Raw genomic sequence first — 19,594 nt, forward strand, 5'->3', positions numbered from 1 at the left:
ATGTCAGGAGGATTCTACAAAGTCGAGTGTCCGGATTGCGAGAACGAACAGACCGTCTTCGGGAAGGCCTCGACCGAGGTCGCCTGTGCCGTCTGCGGGACGACGCTCGCGCGTCCGACCGGCGGCGAGGCCGACCTCCTCGGTGAGGTCGTCGAGACCGTCGAGGCGAGATGAAGTACGAGGGCTGGCCCGACGAGGGCGAACTGGTCGTCGGGAAGGTCGACGATATCGAGGACTTCGGGGTCTTCGTCGACCTCGAGGAGTACCAGGACAAGCGCGGGCTGGTCCACGTCAGTGAGGTGGCCAGTGGCTGGATCAAGAACGTCCGCGACCACGTCAACGAGGACCAGACGGTCGTCGCGAAGGTCCTGGACGTCGACGAGTCCGCCCAGCAGATCGACCTCTCGCTGAAGGACGTCAACGACCACCAGCACTCCGACAAGATTCAGGAGTGGAAGAACGAGCAGAAGGCCGACAAGTGGCTGACGCTGGCGTTCGGCGAGGACATGGCCGACGACCAGTTCCGCCACATCGCCAACGGCCTGCTGGCGGACTTCGGCAGCCTCTACGACGGCTTCGAGCAGGCGGCCATCCACGGCCACGAGGCCCTGGAGGGCACCGACCTCGACGAGGACGAGCGAGACGCCATCGTGGAGACCGCTCGCGACAACGTCTCCGTGCCGTACGTGACCGTCACGGGCTACGTGACGCTCACGTCCCCGGACGCGGACGGTGTCGACGACGTGAAGGCGGCGCTGCAGGCCGCGGAGGGCAACGGCGAGGTGCCCGACGAGGTCGAGATGGACGTGACGTACGTCGGCGCGCCGGAGTACCGCGTCCGCGTGCAGGCTCCGAACTACAAGACGGCGGAGAGCGAGCTGGAGGCCGCGGGCGACCGCGCTGTCGCGGAGATCGGCGACCTCGGCGGGAACGGCGAGTTCCACCGGGAGCGCCAGCTCGACGAGGAATGAAGTCCGACATCCGGGTGTGTGCGTCGTGGCGCGACCGCCACGACCGCCCGGTGTACACGCTTTCTGACACCTGTCCCGAGTGCGGCGGCGACGCCGAGAACAGCGCGCCCGCGCCGTTCGACCCCGAGGACCCGCACGGACGGTACCGACGCGCTCTTAAGGAGCGCCGCCGGGCCTAGACGCATGGACGAAATCAGCACGGAGTGGGTCGCGGAGCCCGACCTCGACGACCCCGCGTTCGTCGAGGGGCTGCCGGGCGTCGGTCACGTCGGCAAGCTCGTCGCCGAACACGTCATCGAGGAGGCCGACAGCGAGGTCGTCTGCCGCATCCACAGCGAGCACTTCCCGCCGCAGGTCACCGTCGACGACGACAGCGTCGCGGAGCTGGCGGCGGCGGAGATTCACGCCGTGGAGACCGAGGGCCGAGACCTCCTGGTCCTGACGGGGAACCACCAGGCGCAGGACAACGTCGGACACTACCGCGTGACCGGGGCGTTCCTCGACGTCGCCGCGGAGTTCGACACCACGGACGTGTTCGCGCTCGGTGGCGTGCCGACGGGCGAGCTCGTCGAGGACCACGACGTGGTCGGGTCGGTGTCGAGCGCGGACCTCAAGGAGGACCTCGCCGAGGCGGGCGTGGAGTTCCGCAGCGAGGAGCCCGCGGGCGGCATCGTCGGCCCCAGCGGCCTCCTGGTCGGGCTCGGCGGGAAGCGGGGGTTCGACGCGGTCTGCCTGATGGGCGAGACGTCGGGCTACCTCGTCGACCCGAAGGCGGCGAAGGCCGTCCTCGCCGTCCTCGAAGACCTGCTGGGCTTCGACGTGGACGAGGAGGCGCTCGACGACCGCGCCGACGAGATGGAGGAAGTCGTCTCCCGGCTCCAGGACATGGAGGAGGGGCCGAGCCCGGGCGACGAGGACCTCCGGTACATCGGGTAGGGCACCGCGGGCGAACGATTCTTCTTCGACGCGCCCACAGTGGTGGGTGTGCAACCGGGCTGGCTCGCGTGGGGACTGGGCATCACGGCCGTCGTGACCGTGGTTGTCGCGGCGCTGTTCGTCGTCGGTGAGCGACTGTTTCCGACGGAGCCAGTGACGCCTGCGGGGGAGCGCTCCGGTGAGTGGAAGCGCCGCCGCGAGATACGCGAGTACCTGCGAGCTATCGGTGAGCCGTTCGCGGAAGACCACTTCGTCGCCGGCACGCACGTCGCGTTCTACCTGCCGCAGCGGGACGTGGCCGTGACGTTCGACGCGCCGGCGTACTTCCGCATCCGGAACGCCGAGACGTTCGTCGTGCTCGCTGAACACGAGATGCCGGGCCGCGCGCTCGGCGGTCGGCTGCCGTTCGAGACGCCCGACCCGGAGGACCTCTTCGACGACGAGGACGAAGACGACGAGCAGAGCGTCGCAGACGCCTTCGACACACTCGGCGTCGCCCGAGGGGCGAGCGACGCCGAACTGAAGGCCGCCTACCGGGAGCGCGTGAAGGAAGCCCACCCCGACCACGGCGGCGACCAAGAGACCTTCGAGCGCGTCCGCGAGGCGTACGCGGCCGCCCAGCAGGCGTCCTGACGCTTGACACCAGTGACCGCCGCGCCTAACTCCCCGGAAGCCGCAGGGAGTGGTGTGACGAAGCCGCCCGACTGGGTCGAGTTCGCGCGCCGCGCCGCCTACTTCCCGGCGGCAGACGCGCTCGTGTTCGCCGACGTTCACGTGGGCCGGGACGCCGCGTCCGACGTGGCGCTCCCGCTCGGCGAGCACGAGGACCTCCTCGACCGGCTGCGGGCGCACCTCGACGACTTCGAGCCGGGGCGCGTCGTGCTGGCGGGCGACCTCCTGCACGTCCACGGCTCGGTTCCGGACGGCGTCCGGGACACCGTCGACGACCTCCGGGCAGCGATCGAGGCGTCGGGCGCGACCCTCGACGTCCTCGAAGGCAACCACGACACGATGCTGGACGCGGTCGGCGTCGACGCCGTCGACCACGCCGAACTCTCGGACGGCACGGTGGTCGCTCACGGCCACGAACCCCCGCCCCGAGATGCCTCGCGCTACGTGGTCGGCCACCAGCACCCCGCCGTCGAAATCGAGGGGCAGCGCCACCCGTGTTTCCTCTACGGTCCCGGCCAGTACGCCGGCGGCGACGTCCTCGTCCTGCCGGCGTTCACGCGGCTGGCCGCCGGTACGCCCGTCGAGTCGCTCTCCGACGGCACGGCGGTCTCGCCGCTGCTCGCCGACCCCTCGGGCTACCGGCCGGTCGTCGTCAGCGAGGGCGAAGCCCTCGGTTTCCCCGCGCTCGGGGACCTCCGCGGGCTGCTCTGAGCCGTCAGTGCAGGTCCTCTCCGACCGCGGCGGCGGCCGCCCGGCCGCTGTCCATCGCGCCGTTGATAGAGGAGTCGTGGGTGTAGTCGCCGGCGAGGTAGACCGCGCCGGCGGGGTCGCGGACGTCCGGCAGGGTCTCGTGGACGCCGGGCGGCTGTGCGAACTGCGAGTACGGGACGCGGTGCGTGTGCAGCACCTCGAAGTCGGTGGCGGAAGCCTCCGGGTACCACGAGCCGATGGCGTCCCGCGCGGCCTCGGCGAGGTCCGTCGACGACCGGTCGGGCGTCCCGAGCGTCGTGACGGCCGCGATTTCCCGGTCGTCGGGCGCGTACTCGGGTGCGACGCCGGACATCGGCGCGACCGTGTTCGGCACCTCGCCGCCGGCGTTGAGGTGGATGCGGTCGCTATCAGCGAGCGGGTGACCGGCCTGCAGCGCGACGTGCTGGGTAACACAGCCTATGCCGTCGGTCGGAATCGCGTCGACGCCGGTGAGGTCGCGGGCGCTCTTCGGGTCCGCGGCGACGACGACGGCTTCGGCGTCCAGCGTCTCGCCCGGAATCTGGACGGTGGCGTTTTCGGCGTTGACCGCCTCGACGGGCGTCTCCGTCTCGATGCGGACGCCCGCCTCGCGCGCTCGCTCGGCGAGCTGTGCCGACATCGCGCCCATCCCGTCGGCGGGGACGACGGTCTTTCCCTCCGCGAGCATCTTGAACGTGAACTCGAAGACGCGCTTGGACGTGGACAGCGACCGGTCGAGCGTGATGCCGCCGTAGAACGGCCGCACGAACCGGTCGACGTACCGCTCGGAGAACCCCCGCGCCGCGAGGTACTGCTCGATGGTCGCGTCCTCGCTCGTCCAGATGTCGTCGACGGACTTCGAGGACAAGTCGCGTTTCAGCGCGAGCGTCCGGAGCTTGTCGGCCGTCGTCACCTGCCGATTCAGGATGGACGGGACGAGCGCGCCGGGGTCCCTGAGCGGGTCTCCGAGCGTCGCTCGCTGGTCGCCGCGGCAGATGACGGCTCCGGGCGAGAACGCCCGCAGGTCCAGCGCGTCGAAGTCGAGTTCGCGGCGCGCGGCCGGGTACGACGTGAACAGCACCTGGAACCCTCTGTCGAACGTGAAGCCGTCTGCGTGCGTGGAGCGGACTCGGCCGCCGACCGTCGGCTCGCGCTCGAACAGCGTCACGCCGAACCCGTCCTCGGCCAGCTGGCGCGCCGCCACCAGTCCCGCCAGCCCCCCGCCCACCACGACGACGTCCTCGTCAGTCATGGCCGAGATTTGGGCCGGTGGCGTCATCAACGTGGGTGCTTTCGACGTGGGGTTCTACTGGGGACCGGACGTGTTCTGGTGACTACCGATTCGTGGGTTACACGACCTCGAAAGCCCCGACCGGCTCACCGACCAGCAGGGAGGGACTGAAAGAGGCGACTGGCTCGGCGAGCGAGACGACGCAAGGACCGCAGCGAGTCGCAGCCGTCGAGCCAGTCGGGGCTTTCGAAGTGTAGAACGCGCCCGAAACGGAGCAAGGGCAGATAGCTCACGATGCGTCTCGCGCCGGAAGGGACAGGGCCTTTGTCGAGGGGTCCAAAGCGACACGGCATGGAGACGACGCCGGCGTTCGAGGGGCTGGAGTGCGTGGACTGCGGGGAATCGTTCGACGCCGAGGCGGCGACGCATCGGTGTCCGGACTGCGGGGGCATCCTCGACCCGACGTACGACCTCGACAGCCTCGACGTGGACCGGGAGACCTTCGAGTCGCGGCGGTTCGACTCGATGTGGCGCTACGAGGAGCTGTTGCCGTTCACGCGCGAGTCCGCCGTGTCGATGGACGAGGGGGCGACGGCGCTCGTGGAGTGCCCGGGACTGGCCGAGGAACTGGGCGTCGGCGAACTGTATATCAAGGACGAGGGCCGGAATCCGACGGGAACGTTCAAGGACCGCGGGCAGACCGTGGCGATGACGGCGGCACATCAGCACGGCGCGAGCGACGTGGCGCTGAACTCCGCGGGGAACGCGGGTCAGTCGGCCGCTGCGTACGCGGCTCGCGCTGACCTCGACGCGCACGTGTTCCTGCCGTCGCGGGCGGGGTTCACGAACAAGGCGATGGTGAACGTCCACGGCGGCGACATGAACGTCGTCGGCGGCCGCATCGGGGACGCGGGCGCGGCCTACGAGGACGCGATGGACGAGCACGGGGACTGGTACTCGGTGAAGACGTTCGAGACGCCGTACCGCCACGAGGGCAAGAAGACAATGCTGTACGAGACGGTCGAACAGCTCGACTGGCAGGTCCCCGACCACGTCGTCTACCCGACCGGCGGCGGCGTCGGCCTCGTCGGCATGCACAAGGCCGCGACGGAACTCCGAGAGCTCGGCATCACCGACGAGCTGCCGGCGATGTACGCGGCGCAGTCCGAGGGGTGCGCGCCCATCGTGCGCGCCTTCGAAGAGGGGCGGGACGTCCACGAGCCCTGGGACAGTCCCGACACCATCTGTGGCGGCATCGAGATTCCGGACCCGGGCGCGAGCCCGCTCGTTCTGGACGCGCTCCGGGAGAGCGACGGCGGCGCGGTGGCGACCAGCGACGACGAGATTCTGGAGGCGGGCACGGCAGTCGCGAGCCGGGCGGGCGTCGAGATGGGCGCGACGTGCGCGGCGGCGGCCTCCGGCGCGTGGGAACTCGCTGACCGCGGCGCGTTCGACGGCGACGAGACGGTCGTCCTCCTGAACACGGGCACGGCGAACAAGGACGCCGACGTGCTGCGCTCGCACCTGATGAGCAAGGGCATCTGACGAACGCCTCGGCCGGTCGGCTTGTCGCGCAGGCACGCCCCGGCGCGTCGTTGCGCTCGCCGGCGAGAAGACTGTCTCTACTCGCGGTACGCGCTAAATAACCATACGGGAGAGCGTCGACCTACTACCGTATGTCAGATAACCAGACACGTCGGCGGTTCCTGCAGGCGAGCGGGTTCGCGGGCGTCGCGGCCCTCGCTGGCTGCCTCGGCGGCGACGACGACGGGAGCAACCGTCTCTCCTGGCACGCGGGCGGCCAGGGCGGGACGTACTTCCCGCTCTCGAACGAGATCAAGACTATCGTCGAGGACAACACGGACTACACGCTGAACGTCCAGTCCACGGGCGCGAGCGTGGAGAACGTCGGCAGCCTCGCCGACGGCGACGCCGACTTCGCGCTCATCCAGAACGACGTCGCGTACTTCGCGAAGAACGGCACCGGCATCGACGCCTTCCAGGACGACCCCGTGGAGAACCTCATGGGCGTCACGACCCTCTACCCCGAGACCATCACGCTCGTGACGCTCCAGAACACGGGCATCGAGACCGTCTCGGACCTCGAAGGAGCCACAATCAACACCGGCGACCTCGGCTCCGGCACGCAGGTCAACGCCCTCCAGATTCTGGAGGCTGTCGGCGTCTCGGACTTCGACGAGCAGAACGCGTCGTTCTCGCAGGCGGCCGACCAGCTCCGGAACGGCGACATCGACGCCGCGTTCGTCGTCGGCGGCTGGCCGGTCGGCGCGATCGAGGAGCTCGCGAACACGAACGACATCCACATCGTCCCCATCGAGGGCGACAACCGCGAAGCCGTCAAGGACGCCGCGTCCTGGTTCGCGGACGACACCATCCCCGGCGGGACGTACTCGGGTGTCAGCGAGGACGTGGAGACGGTGTCCGTGCAGGCGATGATTGCCACCAACGAGGGGGTCGACGATACCACCGTCGAGGAGGTGACGGCCGCCATCTTCGACAACGTCGGCGACCTCACCATCAAGACCGACTTCATCAGCGCCGACTCCGCGCAGGACGGGATGTCCATCGAACTCCACCCCGGCGCGCAGGCGTACTTCGAGTGACGCCGTGCGTCGCTCGCGCCGCGAGAGCCCCGTAGCTGAGTCGACACGCCCGGCGCGGACCGGCGGCTGCACCGTCGAGCCGCGGCCCCACCAGCAGCGACGCCCCACTGAATGAAACGCACCCGACTGGCCGTCGTCGCTGTCGTCGCGCTCGCGGTCGCGACAGCCCTGGCTGCGGTGGCCGTCCCCGGCGACCGCGTGCTGGTCGTCGAGGACACCGACACCGGTGAGACCTACCTGACCGCGCCCGTCGAGGACGGGTCGACAGTGGCCCTAGAGTACACGCACAGCGTCGAGAAGACCCGCGTGTACGACGAGTACACCGTCCGGGGCGACGTGCTCGTGATGACGCGCATGGAGTTCGAGTCCTACGGCTGGGGGCTGCCCAGCCGCGCGAACGTCACCGAGGAGAACGGGACGTTCGTCTACGACCCGCCCGGGGAGACGACCCGGCTCACCGTCGCGCCCGGGCGGGTCGCGGGCCACCGCCTCCACGTCGACGGCGAGACCTACGACCTGGTGGCGCTCGCCGACGGGGAGTCGGTCGACCTCCACGTCACCCGCCGGTCGCTATTGACTGACATCACCGCCAGCATCCATGGCTAACGACACACCAGACGAGGAGACGCCGGACGCCGACGCGGTGTTACAGGAGATCGAACGCAAGCGCTCCCTCCGGGGCGTGTCCGTGGTCGCCGTCGCGGTCATCGGTATCGCCTTCTCCGTGTTCCAGATGTGGCTCGCCGCGAAGGGGTTCGAGCTCTCCGTGACCGTGCCGTTCTACGGCGTGTTCGAGCTCGCGACGCTGCAGTTGCTCCAGATCAACGCGGTCCACGTCGCCTTCGCGCTCGCGCTGGCGTTCCTGCTGTACCCCGCCAGCACGGGCGACGGCCCGTTCGCCCGGCGGTGTGTCGCGCTCGCCCGCGGGCTGGACGACCGACTCGGCGCGTCCCATCCCGCGACGCGGGGCGTCCGACGCGTCGGCTCGTCGCTGGAGTGGGCGCTCGTCGACGAGGACATGGACCGCGTGACGCCCGTCGACGTCGTGTTCGTCGGTATCACCGCGCTCGCAGCGGCGTACTTCGTCACGGACTTCGCGGAGATTCAGAACATGCGGCGGTTCGGCCTCGACGCCGGGCGGCCCGTTCAGGAGGTGTTCACGTTCCTCGAACCCGTGTCGGTGCTGCTCGGGCCGCTGGCCGACACGTCGTACGCGCTCGTGCTCGGCGTCGTCGGCGTCCTGCTCGTTCTGGAGGCGACCCGGCGGGCAATCAGCCTCTGGCTGATGGTCATCGTCGCGCTGTTCATCGTCTACGCCCGCTTCGGCCACCTCATCCCCCAGAACGCCGCCTACGTCGGCGTGCTCTCGATTCCGCCGTTCGACTGGGCGAGCATCGTCCAGAACCTCTGGTACAACACGGAGAACGGCGTGTTCGGCATCCCGGTGACGGTCTCGGTGCAGTTCATCTACATCTTCATCCTGTTCGGCGCGTTCCTGGAGATGTCGGGCGCGGGCCAGTGGTTCATCGACCTGGCGTACGCCGCGACCGGCACCCGGAAGGGCGGCCCGGCGAAGGCGTCCATCCTCGCCTCGGGGTTCATGGGCACCATCTCCGGGTCCTCCATCGCGAACACGGTCACCACGGGCGCGTTCACGATTCCGCTGATGAAGCGCTCCGGCTACCGGCCGGAGTTCGCGGGCGCGGTCGAAGCGTCGGCGTCCTCGGGCGGCCAGATTCTCCCGCCGGTGATGGGGGCGGCGGCGTTCCTCATCGTCCAGTACACGGGGACACCGTTCGCGGACGTCATCGTCGCCGCGGCCGTCCCCGCCGTCGTGTTCTTCTTCGGCGTCTGGGTGATGGTCCACTTCGAGGCGAGCAAGGAGGGCATCGGCGGTCTCGACGCCTCGGAGCTCGTGGACGTCCGCCGGCACCTCGTCGCCGGCTGGTTCTACCTGGTGCCCATCGGGCTGTTGCTGTACTACCTCATCGTCGAGCGGCTGTCGGTCGCCCGCTCGGCGTGGTTCACGCTCGTCGCCATCGGCGCGCTGATGGCGCTCATCGCCGCCTACGGCGACGAGACCAGAGGCCTGCTCGCCACCGCCCTCGCCGCGCTCGTCGGCGGGACCTTCCTCACGGAGTGGCTGGCCGGCGGCTCCATCGTGGAGACGCTGACCGGAGCCGCGGCGGGCGGCGGGTCGGTGGACGCCGCGCTCGCGGCGACACTCGGCGACCTCGGCTGGCTGCTCGTCGCCTCGGGAGTGCTGACGATGGCGCTGCGGCCGCGAGCGCCGACCAGCCTCCTGAACTTCGACGACGCCGTCGACGACGCCACGGCCGAAGTCGCCGCGGCCGTCGGTCGACCGTCGCTCACACAGCACAACCTCTTCGACTACGGCATCTTCACGCTGAAGTCGATGGAGGACGGCGCGCGCACCGCCGTCCCCGTGGTCGTCGCCGTCGCCGCCGCCGGCATCATTCCGGGCGTCATCAGCATCTCCGGGCTCGGCCCGAATCTGGTGGCGCTCATCCGCTCGGTCGCCGGCGGGTCGCTGGTACTCGTCCTCGGCATCACCGCCGTCTCCTCGATCATCCTCGGGATGGGGATGCCGACGACGGTGACGTACATCATCCTCTCCGTGCTGCTCGCGCCGGTGCTCACGCCGTTCGGCATCCCCGAGCTGGCCGCCCACCTCTACATCCTCTACTTCGGCGTCATCGCGGACATCACACCGCCGGTCGCGGTCGCGGCCTACGCCGCCTCCGGGGTGGCGAAGTCCGAGCCGTTCGAGACCGGCGTGGAGGCGTTCTCGCTGTCGCTGAACAAGGCCATCGTGCCGTTCGCGTTCGTCGTGACGCCCGGCATCGTTCTGCTGCGGCGCAACCCCGGCGACCTCCCGGTCGGCGACCAGTACAGCGTCGTCGGCGTCCCGGACCTGCTGGACCTCGCCTACTCGGTGCCCGAGATTCTGCTGCCCGTCGGGGGCGTGTTCCTCGGCGTCGTCGCGCTCGCCGCGACCGTCATCGGGTTCGTCTACACGGACGTGGGCGGCACCGAGCGGGCCGCCTACGCCGCCAGCGCCCTGCTGCTGATGGCACCGTCACTGGCGGTCTCGACGCTGTACGACCTGCTCGGACTGCTCGGCGTGTCGGCGGGCGAGACGACCGTCGCACTCGACTTGGCGCTGCGGGGCGTGGGCCTCGTCCTGTTCGCGGGGCTGCTTGTGCGGAACCGCCGCGCGAGTCGGAGCGCCGCGCCGGCACCGGAGTCCCACGAGTCGGCGTGACCGCGTCGTCGCCAGAAGCACGCCTAGTCCCGGTCCGCCGGCCGACAGCCAGCAGCCGTAGACAATCACAAACCATACTTCGCCCACCGTCAAATACATACTTTAGACTGGGCTAATTCGAGCCAGCTAGATGCTCTCAGACGTAATGGAGGACTACCTGAAAGCCGTCTACACGCTCGAACGCGAACACGGGCCGCCGGTGAAGACGTCCACCATCGCCGACTACCTCGACGTCACCTCCCCTACGGTCACCAGCATGGTCGAGAAGCTGGCCGACCGCGGACTCGTCGAACGCGAGAAGTACAAGGGCGTCGAACTCACTCCCGACGGCGAAACCGTCGCCGTCGAAGTCCTGCGCCACCACCGGCTGCTGGAAGCGTTCCTCGCCGACCACCTCGACTACGAGTGGGACGAAGTCCACGACGAGGCCGACGCGCTCGAACACCACATCAGCGAGGAGTTCGAGCGCCGGCTCGCCCGCAAGCTCGGGGACCCCACTGTCGACCCCCACGGCGACCCGATTCCGGGCGCGGACCTCGAACCACCCGAACACGGCGACACCGAAGTGCTCGCCGACCACGACGAAGGCGACCGCCTCGTCGTCGCGCGCGTGAGCGACCGCGACACCGACGAACTCCGCTACCTCGCCGACGTGGGCGTCCAGCCCGGCACCGAACTCACGCTCCGCGAACACGCCCCCATCGGGATGTTCGTCGTGCGCATCGACGGCGAGGACGTCCACCTCCCCGAACGCGTCGCGGGGACTCTCGAAGTGCGGCCGGCCGACGATGGCGACGGCGACCAGGAGGTGGCGGACGCGTGAGCACGTTCCTCGAAATCGCGGGCATCGCGTTCGCCGCCCAGCTCGCCGTGCTGCCGGGGGAGAAAGTCCAGTTCATCATCGCCGGCCTCAGCACCGAGTACGACCCGAGAGTCGTGGTCGCCGCCGCCGGCTCGGCGTTCGCCATCTGGACCGCAATCGAGATTGTCGTCGGCGAAGCCCTCCAGCGCGCCATCCCCGGCGTCGTCCTCGACGTCGCCACGGCGGCCCTCTTCGTCGTCTTCGGGCTGTTGCTCCTGCGGTCGATGCCCGCCGACGGCGCTGACAGCCAGATGACCAGCGACGGCGGCTTCGTCGATGTCGGCGGCCGCATCGGGAACGCCTCCCTGTTCGGGCGCAGCCTCACCACCGCCGCCGGCGGCTTCCTCCCCATCTTCGCCATGATGTTCGCGGGCGAGTTCGGCGACAAGACCCAGCTCATCACCATCGGGCTGGCCGCCGACTACGGCGCTACCCCCGCAATCTGGGTCGGCGAGATGCTCGCCATCATTCCGGTCAGCATGGTGAACGCGTACTTCTTCGACCGGTTCTCCGGTGCCTTCGACGCCCGGAAAGCGCACCTCGCGTCGGCCGCCCTGTTCTTCTTCTTCGCGCTGGACACCGTGCTCGCCGTCACCGTCGGCGTCTCCATCTGGGAGCGCGTCGTCGCCGCCGGCGCGTGGGTCCTCGACGCCGTCGTCCCCGCGCTCGCTGTTCTGCCGTGACCGGCGGGCTTTAGTCGGAACGCAGCCACCTCCCGCTGTGCTCGACGCAGCCGTCTCGCTGGCCGCCGGCGTCGTCCTCGGACTGTCGCTGGCCGCGCCACCGGGCCCGATGAACGCCGTCATCGCCGAGGAGAGCGTCGCCCGCGGCTGGACGTCCGGATTCGCCGCCGGTCTCGGCGCGATGACGGCCGACGCCGTCTTCCTGGCCCTCGCGCTCGTCGGCGTCGTCGCCGTCGTCGAAGAGTACCCGACGCTGGAGGCGGGGCTGTTCGCGGTCGGCGGCCTGCTGATGCTGTACTACGCCTACGGCGCAGCCCGAGACGCCGGGTCGTTCTCGGAGGCCGAGGCCGCAGACGGCCGAGGGTTCCGGAAAGCGTTCGCGCTCGCGCTCGCGAACCCCTACCAGATTACGTGGTGGCTGACGGCCGGCGTCGGCCTCCTCGACCCCGGCCGAATCTCCGCGTTCGGCTACTCGCTGCCGGCCAACAACGGCGCGCTCACGGTCGCCGGCTTCTTCGGCGGCATCCTCGTCTGGATAACCGTGTTCCCGGCGTCGCTACGGGCGGCCGGCGACCGCGTCGACGCGTTCGGTACGACCGTCGCGTACGCGAGCGCGGCGGTGCTCGCGCTGTTCGGGCTGACGTTCCTCGGGACGGCGGCCGGCCTGTAGAAACAGATGCGGGCGGCTACAGGTCGTCCGTGCCCGCTATCTCCTCGTGCAGCCACTCCTTCAGCCAGCGCACGCGCTTGAGACGCCGGTGCGCGATGGACTCGGCGACGTCAGAGGCGACGCGGTCGGCGGCGTCCTCGCCGCGCTCCTGGACGCGCCCGACCATCTCAGCGGCGTCGACGTGCGTGCGAGCCTCGTAGCCCATCCGCAGCAGCATCAGAATAGCGCCGTTCGCACCGGCCTTGTCGAGGAGGTCGGCCTCGACGAGACAGCGGGTCTCAAGCGGGAGGTCGGCGAGGTCGCCCTGATAGGAGTGGCGGGCGACCGCCTCCGCGACCTGGTCGATGAACGACGGCGGGAAGTCGCCGTGAGTCTCCAGATACTTCCGCGCGATGCGCGCACCCTCGTCGGCGTGCGCCTCCTGATCGGCTTCGAGTTTCGCGATGTCGTGGAACAGCGCCGCAACCCGCACCACGTCGACGTCGGCACCGGTCTCTTCCGCGATTTGCTCGGCGATGTCGACGACGTTGAGGATGTGGGTGAACCGGTACTCCGCGGAGTGCCAGGGGTACCACCGCATCCGGCCGCCGTCGTCCTCGTTCTCGACGCTGGCCTCCAGGTAGTCCCGGACGAACGCGGCCATCTCGTCGAACTGCCCGTCCGTGACCGGGGACTCCTTTATCTCGACTCCCACCGTCTCACCTCCGTTATCAGGCGAACTGTCTGTATCATTACGCCAATAGACGACTGTTTCGGTCTTAGGCCTTTTGCAGCCCAGGTGGTTATGTGGCGGCGACACCGACGGGAAGCCGTGACTGAGAAGCGATATCTCGACGAGAGTGCGGTCACGACCTTCGAGGCCACCGTCGCCGACGCGGGCTCCGACGGCGTCGTCCTCGACCGGACGTACTTCTATCCGACCGGGGGCGGTCAGCCCCACGACACGGGCGTGCTACGCGACGAAGCGGGAGAATCGTACCGCGTCGTGGACGTCCGGGGCCGAGAGACGGTCCGGCACGTCGTCGACGGTGAGCCGCCGGAGCCCGGGACGACAGTGACCGGTGAGATAGACGCCGCGCGACGCCGCGCGCACAGCCGCTACCACACCGCCCAGCACGTCCTCTCGGCGGTCCTGCTGGACGAGTTCGACGCCGAGACGACCGGGAACCAGCTGTACGCCGACCGGGCCCGCCTCGACTGCGCGCACGAGCGCTTCGACGACGGCGACCTCACCGCCCTCGAAGCGGCAGTGAACGGCGTGCTCGACGCGGGTCACGACGTGGAGTGGTACACGCTCGACCGCGAGACCGCAGAGCAGCGCCTCGACCGCGAACGCACGAGACTCGACCTCCTGCCGGACTCCGTCACCGAGGTCCGCATCGTCGACATCGGCGGCGGCGAGGTCGACCGAACGGCCTGCGCGGGGACGCACGTCGAGAACACGAAAGAGGTCGGGTCGTTCGTCGTCACCGGACGGGAGACGGCCGGCAGCGGCGAGGAGCGCGTGCGCTTCGAACTGCGCGAGTCGTAGTCGCCGGTCAGGCCTCGTAGTCGGCGACGGCCGCCTCGCAGTCCCGCATCGCCTCGAAGCGCTCCTCGTCGGGGTCGTCGACGGCGACCGACTCGACGACGACCCAGCCGCCGTCGTACACCAGTCCCTTCACCCAGTCGTCTGTCCCGAGGATGAGCCGTTCGGTCACCACGACCGGCTCCCGAGTCTCGGCCTCCACGGCCTCCTCGCGGTCCACCGGCACCACGAGTGTGAACGCGTCGGCGTGGTTCAGCGCCGTCACCTCCCGCTGGCGAAGCGGTCGCGCGGGAAGCGAGTCCAGAGCGTCGCTCATACCGGCGGCAGGCGGCGGCTACGGGTAGGTCTGTCGTTCCGGTCCGTCGTTTTATTCACTCTACGACAATCCACACAAAGTATATATACAGAAACTTCCTTGCTCCAATCGAGATGCCTGAATGCAAGAACTGCGGGTCGTTCGTCACCACAGACTACGCCCGCGTGTTCACCCCGCCGGGCGTCGACCGCCCCCGCGTCTGCCCCGAGTGCCCGGACATGGTCCGGGACGGTGCCGACGTCCGCGAGGCGCGAGCCACACGGTCGTAACGAGAAGAAAACCGCCTACAGTCGCGTCAGGTTCGTCGCTCGCGGGCCACCGGCGGCCCGCTCGACGTCGAACGCTACCTCCTGGCCCTCCCGCAGTGCGGGCCCGCCGACGTCAGCCACGTGAACGAACACCGGCTCGTCGGCGTCGTCGCTCTCGATGAATCCGTAGCCCTTCTGCTCGTTGAACGAGTCGACCGTCCCTCTGGCCATCGTCGCTATCGACTCGGAGCGACGCCCGCTGCGTACTTAGACGCTCCGGCGAGCCTACGTCTCGGACTCGTCGCTACCGACAGTCACGTCGACGCGAGCGCCGCCAGCGTCGCTCGTCCCGACGCTCACCGACCAGCCGTGCGCGTCCGCAATTTCTTCGACGATGGCGAGCCCGTAGCCCGTCCCCTCGTCGCTCGTCGTGAACCCCCGGTCGAAGACGGCCTCGCGGTTGCCGTCCGGGATGCCGGGGCCGTCGTCTTCGACGAAGAAACCGTCCGCCGTCCCGCCGACGCGAACGGTCACGTCGCGGCCGCCGTGCACGAGCGCGTTCCGCAGGAGGTTCTCGAGGATCTGCTGGAGGCGGTTCTCGGCGGCCGCCACGGTCGCGTCCGACACGACGTCGAGAGTCGCGCCGTCGGTCGTTAACCGACCCCAGCACTCCCGGGCGACCGCGGCCACCGACACCGGCTCCGTCTCCGTCACCAGTTGCCCCTGGCGGGCGAGCGCGAGCGTGTCCGAGATGAGCGAATCCATCCGGTCGAGTGCGTCCCGGACGGCGGGGATGTGTTCGCTGTCGCACTCCTCGGCCGCCAGCTCCAGGCGGCCGCCAGCGACGTTCAGCGGCGCTCTGAGGTCGTGGCTCACGATGGCTGCGAACTCCTCCAGACGGTCGTTCTGGCGTTCCAGTGCCTCCGTCCGCGAACGGAGCTCGCGCGCTCTCGCCAGGCGCTCCAGCGCCTCCCGCGCGTGGCCGACCAGTAGCTCCGTGAGCTCTCGGTCGGCGTCGTCGAACGCGCCGACGTCCCGGGAAACGGCCTGGAACGTCCCGCGGTCGCCGATGGGGACGGTCAACGCCGACCGATACTCGGGGTCCGCTGGCGCGATCTCTGCCGTCCGCAGGTCGTCGACCGTGATGGTCTTCTGGCGGTTGTACGCCCGCGTCACGAACGTGTCCTCGTCGAGCGCCGTCTCCTGCCAGTAGCCTTCTGTGTCGAGGTCGAGCGTCCAGGCCTGCTGCACGAGCACGCCGTCTTCCACGACGTCGACCGCCACCAGGTCGAACTCCAGGATGTCCTCGGCGGCCGCCAGCAAGACATCGTAGACCTCGGACTCCGACTCCGCGCCCTCCAAGTCGGTCGCCGCGTCGTGGAGCGCCGCCAGTGCGCGCTCGCGCTGCTTGCGGGCGCTGACGTCCCGGACCGTGCAGACGAACTCGCCTTCGTCGGTCGCTGCGACAGTGTGGTCCTCCACGAACGTCGACCCGTCCGCGCGCTCGCCGACGGACTCGCCGTGCCAGCTGCCCTGCTCGTCGACGCCGGATAGTATCACGTCGGACGCGTACGACACCTCGTCGTCGGGGTACAGCAGCGCCCAGTGCTCGCCGAGGAGTTCCCCGCGGTCGTACCCGTAGATGTCCGTGTACGCCTCGTTCACGTAGATGAACTCGCCGTCCGCGTCCAGAATAGCGATTCCCTCGCGGGCCGCCTCGATGGCGTTCAGCTGGCGTTTGCGCTGGGCCTCGGCGCTCGCCGTCTCCACGTAGTTCGACACGCGGTTGGCGAGAACCGTGTACTGGTCGGTACCGCCCTCCTTCTGGAGGTAGTCGGTCGCGCCGGCCGAGAACGCGTCGCTCGCGACCGCCTCGCTGCCCTTCCCCGTGAACAGCACGAACGGCAACTCGGGGTGGGACTCGCGGACCGCCTCTAGGAACTCGATGCCGTTCCGGCCCGGCATGTCGTAGTCCGAGACCACGCAGTCCACCGGCTCCGATTCCAGCACCGCCAGCCCCGCCTCGGCGTCCGTCGCCGTCACGACCTCGATGCGGTCGTCTTCACGCTCCAGGAACTCCCCCGCCAGCTCCGCGAACCCGGGCTCGTCGTCGACGTGGAGCACTCGGACCCGTTCGGTCATTGCCATCGCATACCGTACCACCGCACCTAACAGTGTTGATTACGGCCACTGACGGGTGCGAACCAACGACTACCGACCAGCAAAACCACTGGGCACGTGGCCGACGACTGCCGCCACGCTCGGGTCAGAGGACAGCGTACGATCTGATTCACCGACGGCTGTTCACTGCTCGTCTCCTCGCAGAATAGTCCCGGGCGGATTCGAACCGCCGTCATGGGCTCCAAAGGCCCATATGATTGGCCACTACACCACGGGACTTCGCTTGCATCGTCTGCTCCCCCGCGCACCTCGCAGTTCCTCCGGAACTCCTCACCGCCACGGGGCTGTACCGCGCGAGACGCACGAACGCGACGGCCGTTTCGCCACGCGAGACGCCTCGTCAAGTCAAAAGTCGACGGCCCACTTCAGTCGTGCGGTCCCCGTCAGTCGTCGGCTTCCACGGCTTCTTCCTCGACGAGGTAGCCACAGGCGTCGGCCTCGGCGTCGAAGCAGTCGGGACACTGCGGCTCGCGGTCGATAATCATGTCCAGCCGGTCCGCGACCGTCTCGTCGATGACGGGCTCGAGCTGGCGGGCTTCCGCGCGGTAATCGTCGACCTCGAGGACGTTCGCGAGGAAGCGTTCGAGGATGCAGTACGTCTGGAGCGCCTCGCGAGCGCGGGCTTCACCGTCGTCGGTCACGGTCGCACCCTTGTACTTCTCGTGTGCGACGAGGCCGCGCTCCTCGAGTTTCCCTACCATCTCGTTGACGCTCGCCGGGCTGACGCCGAGTCGGTCGGCGAGTTCCCCGGTCGCCGCGGGGCCGTCGTTCAACTCCTCCACGAGGAAAATCGTCTTCAGGTACTGGTCTGCGGTGTTCACTGGTGGTCACCTCGGGGCCCGCGCGCGTCGGTGTCGCCGGTCATGTTCGGTCCTCCATCAGTCCCGCGACGGCTTCGACGCCCTCCGCTTCGGCCGCCCGAATGTCCCGGAGCGTCGCCAGCAACGCTTCGCGGTCGACGCCGAACTCGGCGTCGCTGGCCTCGATGGCGTCCACGAGGTCGTCGTAGAACTTGTACGCGGTCTCCTCGCCGTGCAGTTGGTCGTAGAGCACGCCGTCGAAGTCCTCCGGGCCGGTCTGCCCGTAGCTCTCCGCGACCAGCGCCTCCACCTCCTCGAAGGGAATGCTATCGGCGTCCAAGTCTTCGATGACGGATTCGAGAAGTTCCCGGTGCTCGGCGGACTCCTCGCTGGCCTCCGAGAGCAACGCCTCGATGTCGTCGTCGCGGTCGGTCTCCGGCAGCGACTGGTAGTGCCGGTGGGCGCGCACCTCGACGACCTCCTCGAGGACGACGCCGATCTGCAGCAGGCGCGCGAGCTGCGTGTCGGTGTCGACGCGCGCTGCGACGGAACTCACGGCAGCCACCTCGCGAGCGGTACAGTCTCCATGTTGTCGGGTAGTCGTCCGAAGCGGACTTAAGCCGTTCCCTCTCGGGGGCGGCTTACGCGAGGCGCTCGGCGATGCGCGTCTCGAGATCCTCGCGGAGTTCGTCGACCTCCACTTCCTCGAGCACGGGGACGAAGAAGCCCTCGACGAGCATGTCCTTGGCCTGCTGCTCGGTGAGGCCGCGGCCCTGCATGTAGAACAGCGTCTCCTGGTCGACCTGACCGACGGTCGCCGAGTGCGACGCCTCGGTGTCGTGGTTGTTGATGATGAGCTTCGGGGAGGCGTCGGCCTCGCTCTCGTCGCTCAGCATCAGGGTGTTCTCGCGCTGGTAGCTCGACGTGTCCCAGGCCTCGCGGCCGACGTCCTGGACGCCCTCGTAGACGCTTCGGGCCTCGTCGTCGATGACGCCGCGAGTCACGAGGTCGGCAGTCGTGTGCTCGGCTCGGTGCCAGACCTTCGCGTCGAGGTCGAAGTGCTGGTCGTCGTGGCCGAAGAACGCGCCGACGATCTTCGTCTCGCTGCCGTCGCCGTTCAGCTCCGTGGCAACGCCGGTTTTCGTCAGCCGGCTGCCGAGGTTCCCCTCGATCCAGTTGACCGTACTGTAGGTGCCGGCGTCGCCGCGTTTGACGGTGTAATTGTACGTCTGCTGGTCGAAGTCCTGAAGACTTCCGTACTGGACGTAGGAGTTCTCGCCCGCGTCGACTTCGACGATGCCGCTGTAGTAGCGCTCGCCCTCGACCTCGTCGCCGGTGTCCTGGCGCTCCAAGATGGTGGCGGAGGCGTTCGTCTCGGTGACGACGAGCGTGTAGTTGAACAGCGACCGCGAGTTCATGGACGTCCGGATGGTGACGTCCTCGGCGTCGACGCCCTCGGGGACGTAGACGACCGTCCCCGTCGTGAACAGCGCCGTCGACAGCGCCGTCAGGCGGTTCTGCTGCGGGTCGACGACGCTGCCGAAGTGCTCCTCGACGAGGTCGGCGAGGTCGTCGTCCTGCAGGGCGTCGTGGAATGACTCCACGCGGGCGTTCTCAGCGCCGACCTGGTCTTTGTCCTCGGTCTGCGTGAGCGGGTCGACGAGCGCCTCGAAGTCGAGGTCCTCGAGGTTCGTCCACTTCCGACCGGGCGTCTGGATGACGCTCGGGTAGTCGAGGTCGTCGAGCGTGTCGAGCGCGTCGAGTCGCGTCTCGAGGAGCCACTCGGGCTCGTCGCGCTCCTCGGCGAGCTGGCGTACCGTCTCTTCGGAGATGTCCTTGTGTAGCTGCGTGCTCATG

At 69.0% G+C, this 19,594-nt stretch carries 23 protein-coding genes and 1 tRNA gene; 15 read left to right on the top strand and 9 right to left on the bottom strand.

The window, feature by feature from the left end; all coding sequences use genetic code 11:
• The 6 genes from BMW35_RS04840 to BMW35_RS04865 are packed head-to-tail and all read left to right on the top strand — an operon-like array spanning position 1 to position 3,290.
• A complete protein-coding gene (locus BMW35_RS04840; protein WP_089668252.1) occupies positions 1 to 174 on the top strand; it encodes a 30S ribosomal protein S27e in 174 nt (57 codons plus the stop codon).
• Positions 171 to 971, top strand: coding sequence for a translation initiation factor IF-2 subunit alpha (locus tag BMW35_RS04845; protein ID WP_089668253.1), 801 nt, complete (start codon positions 171 to 173; stop codon positions 969 to 971). Before BMW35_RS04840 ends, BMW35_RS04845 begins: the two co-directional genes overlap by 4 nt.
• Positions 968 to 1,150 (top strand): RNA-protein complex protein Nop10, encoded by a 183-nt coding sequence (locus BMW35_RS04850; RefSeq protein WP_089668254.1) that lies wholly within the window; start codon positions 968 to 970, stop codon positions 1,148 to 1,150. The genes BMW35_RS04845 and BMW35_RS04850 overlap by 4 nt, the downstream gene beginning before the upstream one ends.
• A 4-nt stretch (positions 1,151 to 1,154) precedes the next feature.
• A complete protein-coding gene (locus tag BMW35_RS04855; RefSeq protein WP_089668255.1) occupies positions 1,155 to 1,907 on the top strand; it encodes a proteasome assembly chaperone family protein in 753 nt (250 codons plus the stop codon).
• Positions 1,908 to 1,955: 48 nt separating this feature from the next.
• Positions 1,956 to 2,540 carry a J domain-containing protein gene (locus BMW35_RS04860; RefSeq protein ID WP_089668256.1) on the top strand — a complete coding sequence of 195 codons (585 nt, stop codon included), beginning with the start codon at positions 1,956 to 1,958 and terminating at the stop codon, positions 2,538 to 2,540.
• A gap of 54 nt (positions 2,541 to 2,594) precedes the next feature.
• Complete coding sequence (locus BMW35_RS04865) at positions 2,595 to 3,290, top strand: metallophosphoesterase family protein (RefSeq protein WP_089668257.1); 696 nt, start codon at positions 2,595 to 2,597, stop codon at positions 3,288 to 3,290.
• A 4-nt stretch (positions 3,291 to 3,294) separates the two neighbouring features.
• On the opposite strand, the gene BMW35_RS04870 is transcribed toward BMW35_RS04865, so the two are convergent.
• A complete protein-coding gene (locus tag BMW35_RS04870) occupies positions 3,295 to 4,560 on the bottom strand; it encodes an NAD(P)/FAD-dependent oxidoreductase (protein ID WP_089668258.1) in 1,266 nt (421 codons plus the stop codon).
• A 330-nt stretch (positions 4,561 to 4,890) separates the two neighbouring features.
• Between BMW35_RS04870 and BMW35_RS04875 the strand changes: the two genes are divergently transcribed.
• The 7 genes from BMW35_RS04875 (at position 4,891) to BMW35_RS04905 (ending at position 12,664) form a co-directional block, all read left to right on the top strand.
• Positions 4,891 to 6,084, top strand: a complete 1,194-nt coding sequence (locus BMW35_RS04875; protein ID WP_089668259.1) for a threonine synthase — start codon at positions 4,891 to 4,893, stop codon at positions 6,082 to 6,084.
• Between the two features lie 131 nt (positions 6,085 to 6,215).
• Positions 6,216 to 7,163 (top strand): TAXI family TRAP transporter solute-binding subunit, encoded by a 948-nt coding sequence (locus BMW35_RS04880; RefSeq protein ID WP_089668260.1) that lies wholly within the window; start codon positions 6,216 to 6,218, stop codon positions 7,161 to 7,163.
• A gap of 111 nt (positions 7,164 to 7,274) precedes the next feature.
• On the top strand, positions 7,275 to 7,769 hold the full coding sequence (locus BMW35_RS04885; RefSeq protein ID WP_089668261.1) for a DUF1850 domain-containing protein: 495 nt from the start codon (positions 7,275 to 7,277) through the stop codon (positions 7,767 to 7,769).
• A complete protein-coding gene (locus BMW35_RS04890) occupies positions 7,762 to 10,449 on the top strand; it encodes a TRAP transporter permease (RefSeq protein ID WP_089668262.1) in 2,688 nt (895 codons plus the stop codon). Before BMW35_RS04885 ends, BMW35_RS04890 begins: the two co-directional genes overlap by 8 nt.
• Before the next feature lie 130 nt (positions 10,450 to 10,579).
• Complete coding sequence (locus tag BMW35_RS04895; protein WP_089668263.1) at positions 10,580 to 11,272, top strand: metal-dependent transcriptional regulator; 693 nt, start codon at positions 10,580 to 10,582, stop codon at positions 11,270 to 11,272.
• Complete coding sequence (locus tag BMW35_RS04900; RefSeq protein WP_089668264.1) at positions 11,269 to 11,994, top strand: TMEM165/GDT1 family protein; 726 nt, start codon at positions 11,269 to 11,271, stop codon at positions 11,992 to 11,994. The genes BMW35_RS04895 and BMW35_RS04900 overlap by 4 nt, the downstream gene beginning before the upstream one ends.
• A gap of 37 nt (positions 11,995 to 12,031) precedes the next feature.
• The gene (locus tag BMW35_RS04905; protein WP_089668265.1) at positions 12,032 to 12,664 is read left to right on the top strand and encodes a LysE family translocator; all 633 of its coding nucleotides are present in this window, start codon (positions 12,032 to 12,034) and stop codon (positions 12,662 to 12,664) included.
• Positions 12,665 to 12,680: 16 nt separating this feature from the next.
• Here the strand turns inward: BMW35_RS04905 and BMW35_RS04910 are convergent, their stop codons facing one another.
• Positions 12,681 to 13,358, bottom strand: a complete 678-nt coding sequence (locus BMW35_RS04910) for an HD domain-containing protein (protein ID WP_089668266.1) — start codon at positions 13,356 to 13,358, stop codon at positions 12,681 to 12,683.
• Positions 13,359 to 13,475: 117 nt separating this feature from the next.
• Here BMW35_RS04910 and BMW35_RS04915 point away from each other — a divergent pair, with 117 nt between their 5' ends.
• The gene (locus tag BMW35_RS04915) at positions 13,476 to 14,195 is read left to right on the top strand and encodes an alanyl-tRNA editing protein (RefSeq protein ID WP_089668267.1); all 720 of its coding nucleotides are present in this window, start codon (positions 13,476 to 13,478) and stop codon (positions 14,193 to 14,195) included.
• A gap of 7 nt (positions 14,196 to 14,202) precedes the next feature.
• On the opposite strand, the gene BMW35_RS15490 is transcribed toward BMW35_RS04915, so the two are convergent.
• Entirely contained in the window at positions 14,203 to 14,508 is a 306-nt protein-coding gene (locus BMW35_RS15490) for a DUF7964 domain-containing protein (RefSeq protein ID WP_177170773.1), read from the bottom strand.
• 113 nt (positions 14,509 to 14,621) lie between these two features.
• On the opposite strand from BMW35_RS15490, the gene BMW35_RS15495 reads away from it, so the two are divergent.
• Entirely contained in the window at positions 14,622 to 14,777 is a 156-nt protein-coding gene (locus BMW35_RS15495; RefSeq protein WP_177170774.1) for a DUF7563 family protein, read from the top strand.
• A gap of 15 nt (positions 14,778 to 14,792) precedes the next feature.
• Here the strand turns inward: BMW35_RS15495 and BMW35_RS04925 are convergent, their stop codons facing one another.
• The 6 genes from BMW35_RS04925 to sufD form a co-directional block, all read right to left on the bottom strand.
• Positions 14,793 to 14,987, bottom strand: coding sequence for a cold-shock protein (locus BMW35_RS04925; protein WP_089668268.1), 195 nt, complete (start codon positions 14,985 to 14,987; stop codon positions 14,793 to 14,795).
• 54 nt (positions 14,988 to 15,041) lie between these two features.
• Complete coding sequence (locus BMW35_RS04930) at positions 15,042 to 16,898, bottom strand: hybrid sensor histidine kinase/response regulator (protein WP_089670355.1); 1,857 nt, start codon at positions 16,896 to 16,898, stop codon at positions 15,042 to 15,044.
• A 185-nt stretch (positions 16,899 to 17,083) separates the two neighbouring features.
• A tRNA-Gln gene (locus BMW35_RS04935) sits at positions 17,084 to 17,156 on the bottom strand.
• A 164-nt stretch (positions 17,157 to 17,320) separates the two neighbouring features.
• Positions 17,321 to 17,758: a metal-dependent transcriptional regulator gene (locus tag BMW35_RS04940; RefSeq protein WP_089668269.1), complete on the bottom strand. Its 438-nt coding sequence runs from the start codon at positions 17,756 to 17,758 to the stop codon at positions 17,321 to 17,323.
• A 40-nt stretch (positions 17,759 to 17,798) separates the two neighbouring features.
• The gene (locus BMW35_RS04945) at positions 17,799 to 18,293 is read right to left on the bottom strand and encodes a rubrerythrin (protein ID WP_089670356.1); all 495 of its coding nucleotides are present in this window, start codon (positions 18,291 to 18,293) and stop codon (positions 17,799 to 17,801) included.
• A gap of 85 nt (positions 18,294 to 18,378) precedes the next feature.
• Positions 18,379 to 19,593, bottom strand: a complete 1,215-nt coding sequence (sufD, locus tag BMW35_RS04950) for a Fe-S cluster assembly protein SufD (protein ID WP_089668270.1) — start codon at positions 19,591 to 19,593, stop codon at positions 18,379 to 18,381.
• Position 19,594 lies beyond the last annotated feature (1 nt).

Source organism: Halobacterium jilantaiense, assembly GCF_900110535.1.
Lineage (GTDB): Archaea > Halobacteriota > Halobacteria > Halobacteriales > Halobacteriaceae > Halobacterium > Halobacterium jilantaiense.

What these genes read in the sequence shown, in the direction of transcription:
- BMW35_RS04925 (WP_089668268.1), bottom strand. Translation starts at nt 14,987, where the DNA reads ATGGCCAGAGGGACGGTCGACTCGTTCAACGAGCAGAAGGGCTACGGA.
- BMW35_RS04845 (WP_089668253.1), top strand. Translation starts at nt 171, where the DNA reads ATGAAGTACGAGGGCTGGCCCGACGAGGGCGAACTGGTCGTCGGGAAG.
- BMW35_RS04870 (WP_089668258.1), bottom strand. Translation starts at nt 4,560, where the DNA reads ATGACTGACGAGGACGTCGTCGTGGTGGGCGGGGGGCTGGCGGGACTG.
- BMW35_RS04885 (WP_089668261.1), top strand. Translation starts at nt 7,275, where the DNA reads ATGAAACGCACCCGACTGGCCGTCGTCGCTGTCGTCGCGCTCGCGGTC.
- BMW35_RS04875 (WP_089668259.1), top strand. Translation starts at nt 4,891, where the DNA reads ATGGAGACGACGCCGGCGTTCGAGGGGCTGGAGTGCGTGGACTGCGGG.
- BMW35_RS15490 (WP_177170773.1), bottom strand. Translation starts at nt 14,508, where the DNA reads ATGAGCGACGCTCTGGACTCGCTTCCCGCGCGACCGCTTCGCCAGCGG.
- sufD (WP_089668270.1), bottom strand. Translation starts at nt 19,593, where the DNA reads ATGAGCACGCAGCTACACAAGGACATCTCCGAAGAGACGGTACGCCAG.
- BMW35_RS04855 (WP_089668255.1), top strand. Translation starts at nt 1,155, where the DNA reads ATGGACGAAATCAGCACGGAGTGGGTCGCGGAGCCCGACCTCGACGAC.
- BMW35_RS04850 (WP_089668254.1), top strand. Translation starts at nt 968, where the DNA reads ATGAAGTCCGACATCCGGGTGTGTGCGTCGTGGCGCGACCGCCACGAC.
- BMW35_RS04880 (WP_089668260.1), top strand. Translation starts at nt 6,216, where the DNA reads ATGTCAGATAACCAGACACGTCGGCGGTTCCTGCAGGCGAGCGGGTTC.
- BMW35_RS04840 (WP_089668252.1), top strand. Translation starts at nt 1, where the DNA reads ATGTCAGGAGGATTCTACAAAGTCGAGTGTCCGGATTGCGAGAACGAA.
- BMW35_RS04890 (WP_089668262.1), top strand. Translation starts at nt 7,762, where the DNA reads ATGGCTAACGACACACCAGACGAGGAGACGCCGGACGCCGACGCGGTG.
- BMW35_RS04930 (WP_089670355.1), bottom strand. Translation starts at nt 16,898, where the DNA reads ATGACCGAACGGGTCCGAGTGCTCCACGTCGACGACGAGCCCGGGTTC.
- BMW35_RS04895 (WP_089668263.1), top strand. Translation starts at nt 10,580, where the DNA reads ATGCTCTCAGACGTAATGGAGGACTACCTGAAAGCCGTCTACACGCTC.
- BMW35_RS15495 (WP_177170774.1), top strand. Translation starts at nt 14,622, where the DNA reads ATGCCTGAATGCAAGAACTGCGGGTCGTTCGTCACCACAGACTACGCC.